This is a genomic window from Achromobacter sp. 1011811831, from assembly GCF_059760905.1.
Genome location: NZ_JCBANG010000156.1, coordinates 1 through 7,277 on the forward strand (window position 1 = coordinate 1; position 7,277 = coordinate 7,277).

The window sequence follows — 7,277 nt, forward strand, 5'->3', positions numbered from 1 at the left end:
TGTTTTTTTTTTTTTTCAAGCAGAAGACGGCATACGAGATTCCATTTGGCGTCTCGTGGTCGCGGTGATGTGTATAAGAGCCAGACGCACAGGGGCGCTCGGGGGGGAAATCCACGAAGCCAGCATGTGTGGCGGCGCATCGCGCCGCAAACGTTTCGACCGAGCCCCGCCGCAATGGGCGGGGCTGGTGTGGCTACGCCCCGGCTTGCTGCGGCAGGTTGCACGAAAGCGTGCCGTCCCCGACGCTGGCGGTTCGTTGTCTGTACGTCACGAAAGACGGTTCACCGACACGCCGCCCAGCCTCGCTTCTATGGAGCTTCCACACCACGCCTCAGTATGTGGCCGTGAGCTGCGGCAGGGGCGCTCTGGCCTTGTCGTCGGGGCATTGACCTGGCCCGCGTCAGGGCGCAAGCCGGTGCAGCCGTCACGCGGGGATGCCGAGTTGGCCACGTCTCCATTCGGGAGCGGGCGGCCTGTGCGTCCTTGTCTTGTTGTGAATCCTGGCGGTGGCGCGGCTGCGCCTTGTGCTTGATGGCCGCAACCTTGCAGCGAAAACAATTTCCCCTGCGCTGCGCGCATTCCTCGCGGGACAAATTCTTTTCGCTTCCAGGTTCTCCACGTTGTTGCGACCGCTGTGCGGTGCGACCAGCCCATCCCCCGCCGGCCGGATCACAACAAGGACGCACTGGCGCGACCTTGTTCAACCCGAAAGGAGAAACATCATGGCTAACATCGGCACCTTCACCGCAGAGAAAGACGGCTTCACCGGCACGCTTCGCACCCTGACGCTCAACGTCAAGGTCAAGCTGGTTCCCAACGACAAGGGCGACACCGAGAACGCCCCCGACTTCCACCTGCAAGCGGCTGGCCACGAAGTCGGCGCAGCGTGGAAGAAGACCAGCGAGGCCGGGCGGGAATACCTGTCCGTATCCATCGACGACCCTTCGTTCCCGGCGACGGTCTATGCCCGCCTGATCGAGAACGAGGACGGCACGCACGACCTGATCTGGTCGCGCAACAAGCCGAAGGCGGCCTGACAGCCGCTTACCGCGTCCCGCCCACTGCGGCGGGGCGCGATGCTGCTGATCGCAGCACCGCACGCGCAGGATTTCTGCTGCTGCCGCGTGCTGGATACGCCCGTCACGGCGGGCCTGCATGCGTGCCTTGTGGCTCGCAATCCGTGTCAACGAGCGGTGTGTGGCGTGTCGGCGCTGTAAGCGCCGCCGGGCTTTCGGGCTTCGCCCCGTGCCGGCAAGCCGTCACGGCCATCCGGCTTCAATCCCTCACGCCTTCGCGCCTGCGGCGCTGCGCGCTCCGCTTGCTGCAATTCAGTACCACACGCCAACGCGCTAAGGCGTGTCGGGCTCTTCCAATATCGCCCTGAGTTCCTGGCGCACCTGTGCCAGCAATTCATCAGCTTCGCGGGTGCTGTCACCGGCATAAGCCAATGTGAGCAGCGTGAGCGGATGCACTTCCATGACCTCGCACAGATCGGCCAGCTTCTGGATGGTTGGGCTTTTCAGGTCGCGCTCCAGCGTGCTCATGTAGGTGCGACTGGACACGTTGGAGAACGCTTCCTGGCTCAAACCACGCGCCTTCCTTACCGTCCGAATCGCCGCTGCCAATGAGTTCTTCGCTGCCACCTATGGTTTCCCCAAAAAACCAAGATGACAGCCCATTGCGCCCTATAGGACTACAATCTATAGTGTTCATTTGGTGGTGATGTTTTCCTTTTCCGTGCTTTTACGGAGATCCGCATCTGCGGATTTCCTCAGACCCAGGGAACCGCATCCGTGTCTTTCCTGACTTCCACCAATACGCCTTCGTGCCTCTCCGCTTTTGCGGCTTCGTGCGCTTGCGCATACGTGCATCCGTCCGCAGGCACAGATGCGCCTCGGCGATTGCGTGTGTTCGTGGAAGGGGCGCGGCCTTGACCACGCTTGTCACCGAGGAAGACCGGGTGCACCTACTGGCCCACGGCCTCACCCGCGCCGCAGGCCAGGAATGTGACCCGCTGCCCGTGGTGCGCCTGTTCACACCGGACGCACATGCGACCTGGCTATTGGCCGCGCTCGATCCGACCGATGGCGATACGGCCTACGGCCTGATCGACCTCGGGATCGGGATGCCTGCCCTGGCGACGGTGAAGCTGTCCGATCTGGCGTCCATCGTCGGGCCGCTCAAGCAGCCCGTGATACGAGATCGGTATTTCCAGCCGACGCGGCCGCTGTCGGAATACGTTCGACTGGCTCAGGAAAACGGTTCGATCACCGATTGACGCATTCCAGCGCGACCAGGCAAAAAGTATCGCATTGTGACTATTTCGGTCTTAGCCAAGACCTGGCAAGTCTTGATCCGCATGCTTGCACCAGGGTGGTGCGCTCCTGACCAAAACAGTCATGATGCCAGGCGCGAGATTCGGCACGGTGTTCAATGCTGCACCCCATTTCCGGGCGGTGCAGTCGTCGCATTTAGACGATTTCGGCAATGCACTGGAGCGAATCTGTCTTGACACCAGCAGTTAAAGCGTAACCCGAGTTTGATGACCACTTGATGGCGATTCGATAGCTCCCGCACAGCGGAATTGTGGCGACGTTCCCAGAAACAGGGAGGTTTCGCCATGACTGACCGCAGCAGCCAACACTGGTATCCCACGGCCGCGTATCTCTACACGCTGCACCTCGATGGCCCAGCGCTGGCTTGGGAGTATTTGCGCAGGAATCCAAGCTACCGGCGCGACTGGCTACGCCGGCGTCGCAAGCCTGATGCGGCGCAGGCCTGGGGCCTGCGCCTGCTGGAAGATCCCGGCCTGGATGCGCGCGACGCACATCCTGCTTGGTTCCCCGATCACGATGCCGTGGTGCAGCTATACCCCGACGCCGACCCACCACCCGATGCGCATACCTTCGAGTTCTGGCGCATTCCTGGGCGCAAGCAACTGACCCACGACGGCAAGCGCCTGGTGCTCGTATCGCATTGGCCAGGCTGCTGCGTTCGGCTGGCACTCGCACCCGACCTGGAAGATGGTTCGGCCTATCTCTACGCCACACGCGCCTGCGCCACGCCCTGTGCGCGCTACCGCACGCTCGCTGCGAAGCTGGATGCGCTATCTGCCGCAACCGTGGCCACGCCTGTGGCAACAGCCCGCTCCCGCCCCACGCCCGCCGCGCTGCTGGAACTGCATACCTTGCAAGCGCTCGACGCGACCCTCGCGGGAGCCTCCTTGCGCGAGGTGGGCGAAGGTCTGTTCGGCGCGGATGCCGTCGCGGCCGACTGGCACAAAGACAGTGCATTGCGTGCCCGCGTACGGCGGCTGGTACGCCGCGGCGATGAGCTGATGCACGGCGGCTACCGCCGACTAGCGCAGCTTCCAATGTTCCCGTCGCATTAGGGGGGACGTTTCTCGACCCGTGCGAATCGTCCCTTAGCAAGAAGCCTTGCTTTCTTGAGAGTGCCTCTATCCGGCCGCGTGGTGTGGCCGGGCTTGATGGAGGTACATCCCATGCGACCTGCTCCCTCGCGGCCTGCCGCCGCTGCCGTCACTGCGACCTCGCAGCCTCAACGCTACCTGACAAACGACGAAGCCGCCGACTACCTGCGGCTGTCGCCGCGCACGCTGGAGAAGCAGCGGGTGATCGGCGGCGGCCCCAAGTTCCGCAAGTTCGGCCGCCGCGTCATGTACGCGGTGTCCGACCTCGATGCCTGGGCCGACCAGCGCAGCTACGAGGCCACGTCCGATCCCGAATACGCCGAGCGCCACGCGGGCGACTACCGTGATGGCCGCTGATCGTCGGCGCGTGGGTGGCCTTCGCCATGTCCAGCCCGCCAGGGCAAGCCTTGCCGCAGCGCGAACAGCTCGATCTGTTCCGCGCGCTGCCGGGCGACATGGCGCCACGCGATTCCCAGGACTTGATGGCCTTTCCGTTCTTCTCGCTTGCCAAGTCGCGGCGCACGGCGCCGATCGACTTCCGCAGCGGGAACGTCACCATTCGCGTGGAAGGCACGCAGGAGCACGGCATCGCAACGATATGGGATGCCGACGTGCTGATATGGGCCGCCTCGCAGATCGTGGAGGCGCGCGACGCGGGCCTGCGCCCGTCGCGCTGGATACGCGCCACGCCTTACGAGATTTTGCGCTTCATCGGGCGCGGCACGTCCCTCAACGACTACCAGCGCCTGAAGGCCGCCCTCGACCGGCTGCAATCGACCACGGTGGCCACGTCCATCCGCGAAACCACGGGAAGGCGCTTGCATCGCTTCTCGTGGATCAACGAGTGGAAGGAACTCGCCGACGCCAGCGGCACCCCGCTGGGCATCGAGCTGATCTTGCCGGACTGGTTCTATGCCGGCGTGCTCGACGCCGCCCTGGTGCTGACCATCGACCCGGCCTATTTCCGCTTGAAGGGCGGTATCGAACGCTGGCTGTACCGCCTGGTGCGCAAGCATGGCGGGCGGCAGGAGCACGGCTGGCAATTCGACTTCCGACACCTGTACCGCAAATCCGGCAGCGCGGCCCGCTTCTCGGACTTCGCCTACGACGTGCGCGCCCTGGTGGCGCGGCAGTCGTTGCCCGGCTACGTCCTCGGCATCGAGCGGATGCCGGACGACAACACCGAGCTGCTGACCTTCCGGCCCGTGCCGCACGCGGCACGGGGATAACTGCGGGAGAACCTGTGGACGGCCTCGTGCTATCAGGAGTACCGGGTATCGTGCTATCAGGAGTACGACCCTCGTGCTATCAGGAGTACGAAAACGCCGGAAAGCCAACAACGGCGCGGGTTTGCGTTCCCTCTAACTTACCTAACAAGAAATACATAACTTTTAGTAGAAGCGCGCCGTTTCGGTGGACAACCACGAAACGGCACGGCCAGGCCGGCTTTCCAGCTCGGAGGGCCGCGCCATGATCTTCGCGTTTCTCAACCAGAAAGGCGGCGTCGGCAAGACCACGCTCGCCACGCACATCGCCGGCGAACTGGCGATGCGCGGCCTGCATGTCATCCTGCTGGATGCCGACCCGCAGGGGTCATCGCTCGACTGGACGCAGCGGCGTAGCCAGCAGGGCCTGCCCCGTCTGTTCAGCGCCGTGGGCCTTGCCCGCGAAACGCTGCATCAGGAAGCGCCAGAACTCGCCAGGCGGGCCGATCACATCATCATCGACGGCCCGCCGCGCATCGCCGCCCTCGCGCGTTCCGCGCTGCTGGCGGCCGAGCGCGTGCTGATCCCCGTGCAGCCCAGCCCCTACGACGTATGGGCTTCTGCCGAGATGGTCGCACTGATCCGCGAAGCACAGGTGTTCCGGCCAGCGCTGCGCGCGGCCTTCGTCATCAACCGGCGCGTCAGCACCACCATCATCGGCAGGGAGGCACGGCAATCGCTGGCCGAACAGCCGCTGCCCGCGCTGCGCTCGGAGATCCACCAGCGCATCGTCTTTGCCGACAGCGTAGCCGCTGGCCGGCTCGCCCGCGAAACCGCGCCCGACAGCGCCGCTGCCCGCGAGATCGCCGCGCTCACCGACGAACTGCTGCGGTGGCCGACATGACTGGGAAGCCACCACCACGCAGCAAGCGCGTCGGCATCGGTGCGCGTCCCCCAGCGAATCCGCACGCCGAAGCGTGGATTCGCCAGGGCGACGCAGATGCCGTGCAGAAAGGCGACCTCTACACCGCTCGACTGACGCTCGACATCACGCCCGCCATGCGGGCGCGCATCAAGGTGTCGGCCTTCACGCGAGGCGTGACCGTAGCCGAACTGCTGCGCGACCTGCTGGAGCGGGAGTTTCCCCCGGAGGGCACGCCGTGAACGCATCCGCTTCGACCGCCCACACCCCCAAAGCAAGTGCGCCCACGGCTGCGCCGCCGCCGGCGCCTTCGACACTCGCCGGCCAGGCCGGCAACGTGCCGCTGACGCGCGTGGCGCTGGCCTACATCGAACCGCGCTTCAAGCTCTACCTGCGCTTCGGCGAACCGGCGCGCACGCTCCAGCTCGACCGCTGGCGGCGCTGCGCCGTGTTCCTGCCGAACGCGGTTCTGTGCCGCATCCGTTGGCAGGCCAACGACTACGGCACGATCCGCTGGCAGCTCATGGTGATGCAGACCGCCACGCCGCTGGACGCCGTGCAGCGCATCCCCGGCGTGCAGCCGGGCGCGCGTCTGCTGCTGCACGCCGAAGGCGATGCCAACGTGCGCGCCGTGCTGGAACGCATCGACGGCATCGAGGCGCTGGGCATCGCAGCCGCAGACACATCGCCCGCGTACTGGCGCACGCTCGCGAACCGGCTCGCAGCGCGCTCGGCGCTACCCACATACACCGCAGAACGGCACGCCGCCTGGCTGGCCGGGAGGGCATTGCCATGACCACGATTTCCACGACCGGCCCCGTGCCGCATCCTCGCTCGCGCCTGCGCGCTCGCCTCGTGCTGGCAGGCTTCGCCACCGTCGGCCTCGCTGCGCTGGCCTGGGCGGCGTTCGTGCAGCCCCTGCCGCGAATGGCCTACAACCCGTCCGACAGCGTGGCGGTCGGTTGGTATCGCATCGAACCGTTCGACCCGCGCACCGCCTCGCGGCCACGTCCGCTGTCCGTGGACAGCATCGTGCTGATGCCGCTGCCCGACAGGGCCGCCATGCTGGCTGCGCAGCGCGGCTACCTGCCGACCCGCGTTCCGCTGCTCAAACGTGTGGGCGCAGTCGCGCCACAACACGTTTGCATCGTCGCCGGCCAGGTTCGCATCGACGGCGTGCCGGTGGCCGCCGCCCTGCCTGCCGACCGGCTGGGCCGGCCGCTGCCATCCTTGCAGCTTTGCCGCCGTCTCCAACCGGGCGAACTGTTCCTGTTGAGCGCGACCAACCCGGCGTCGTTCGACAGCCGCTATTTCGGGCCGGTCAGCGCGTTCGCCGTGATCGGCGTTGCGCATCCGATCTGGCTGGAGACACGTCCATGATGGCCGCCGATTCGCTGCACTTTGCCGCGCCTCTCATCGTGCCATCGGGCATGTCGTTCTACTGTTCGTCGCCGTGTCGTCGCGCGTGCAGTGCGGGTGCATTCGCACCGCACTTCGCGCTGCCTTCGGCGCAGCCGCCCAACGTGCAGGCGTCTTGCCTCGAACGCGCCTGGCCTGCGGCCATTGGCGTGTTCGCCGGCGGGCTGGCTGCTCGTGCGGCAGCGCCGCCGGACCGCCGATGCCCGGAGCGGGAGCGAGGGGCAAAGGCGGAAGGCAAGACAAAAGGGCTCGGCACTCTGCCGCCCGCAAAGCCAGTCTGCACGTGGGGGTGGCGCGGCAC

At 65.9% G+C, this 7,277-nt stretch carries 11 protein-coding genes; 10 read left to right on the forward strand and 1 reads right to left on the reverse strand.

Annotated elements, in window-relative coordinates; translation table 11 throughout:
• Positions 1 to 722: 722 nt before the first annotated feature.
• A complete protein-coding gene (locus AC6LJ9_RS29850) occupies positions 723 to 1,037 on the forward strand; it encodes a DUF736 domain-containing protein (RefSeq protein ID WP_001273857.1) in 315 nt (104 codons plus the stop codon).
• Positions 1,038 to 1,349: 312 nt separating this feature from the next.
• Here the strand turns inward: AC6LJ9_RS29850 and AC6LJ9_RS29855 are convergent, their stop codons facing one another.
• Entirely contained in the window at positions 1,350 to 1,643 is a 294-nt protein-coding gene (locus AC6LJ9_RS29855; protein ID WP_006379425.1) for a helix-turn-helix domain-containing protein, read from the reverse strand.
• 287 nt (positions 1,644 to 1,930) lie between these two features.
• Here AC6LJ9_RS29855 and AC6LJ9_RS29860 point away from each other — a divergent pair, with 287 nt between their 5' ends.
• The 9 genes from AC6LJ9_RS29860 to AC6LJ9_RS29900 all read left to right on the forward strand — a co-directional run.
• Complete coding sequence (locus tag AC6LJ9_RS29860; protein ID WP_016487838.1) at positions 1,931 to 2,278, forward strand: DUF2958 domain-containing protein; 348 nt, start codon at positions 1,931 to 1,933, stop codon at positions 2,276 to 2,278.
• A 342-nt stretch (positions 2,279 to 2,620) separates the two neighbouring features.
• Positions 2,621 to 3,391 (forward strand): DUF2285 domain-containing protein, encoded by a 771-nt coding sequence (locus AC6LJ9_RS29865; protein ID WP_003092318.1) that lies wholly within the window; start codon positions 2,621 to 2,623, stop codon positions 3,389 to 3,391.
• A gap of 111 nt (positions 3,392 to 3,502) precedes the next feature.
• A complete protein-coding gene (locus tag AC6LJ9_RS29870) occupies positions 3,503 to 3,787 on the forward strand; it encodes a helix-turn-helix transcriptional regulator (RefSeq protein WP_001247107.1) in 285 nt (94 codons plus the stop codon).
• Between the two features lie 26 nt (positions 3,788 to 3,813).
• Positions 3,814 to 4,659 carry a replication initiator protein A gene (locus tag AC6LJ9_RS29875; RefSeq protein WP_022652188.1) on the forward strand — a complete coding sequence of 282 codons (846 nt, stop codon included), beginning with the start codon at positions 3,814 to 3,816 and terminating at the stop codon, positions 4,657 to 4,659.
• Between the two features lie 241 nt (positions 4,660 to 4,900).
• The gene (gene parA / locus AC6LJ9_RS29880; protein WP_003092312.1) at positions 4,901 to 5,539 is read left to right on the forward strand and encodes a ParA family partition ATPase; all 639 of its coding nucleotides are present in this window, start codon (positions 4,901 to 4,903) and stop codon (positions 5,537 to 5,539) included.
• A complete protein-coding gene (locus AC6LJ9_RS29885; RefSeq protein ID WP_000147048.1) occupies positions 5,536 to 5,799 on the forward strand; it encodes a hypothetical protein in 264 nt (87 codons plus the stop codon). Before parA ends, AC6LJ9_RS29885 begins: the two co-directional genes overlap by 4 nt.
• On the forward strand, positions 5,796 to 6,353 hold the full coding sequence (locus tag AC6LJ9_RS29890) for a DUF2840 domain-containing protein (protein ID WP_023093372.1): 558 nt from the start codon (positions 5,796 to 5,798) through the stop codon (positions 6,351 to 6,353). The genes AC6LJ9_RS29885 and AC6LJ9_RS29890 overlap by 4 nt, the downstream gene beginning before the upstream one ends.
• On the forward strand, positions 6,350 to 6,937 hold the full coding sequence (locus AC6LJ9_RS29895; protein ID WP_003092304.1) for a S26 family signal peptidase: 588 nt from the start codon (positions 6,350 to 6,352) through the stop codon (positions 6,935 to 6,937). Before AC6LJ9_RS29890 ends, AC6LJ9_RS29895 begins: the two co-directional genes overlap by 4 nt.
• Positions 6,934 to 7,277 (forward strand): hypothetical protein (locus AC6LJ9_RS29900; protein ID WP_498150356.1); only part of this gene is annotated, 344 nt, incomplete at its 3' end. The genes AC6LJ9_RS29895 and AC6LJ9_RS29900, both read left to right, overlap by 4 nt.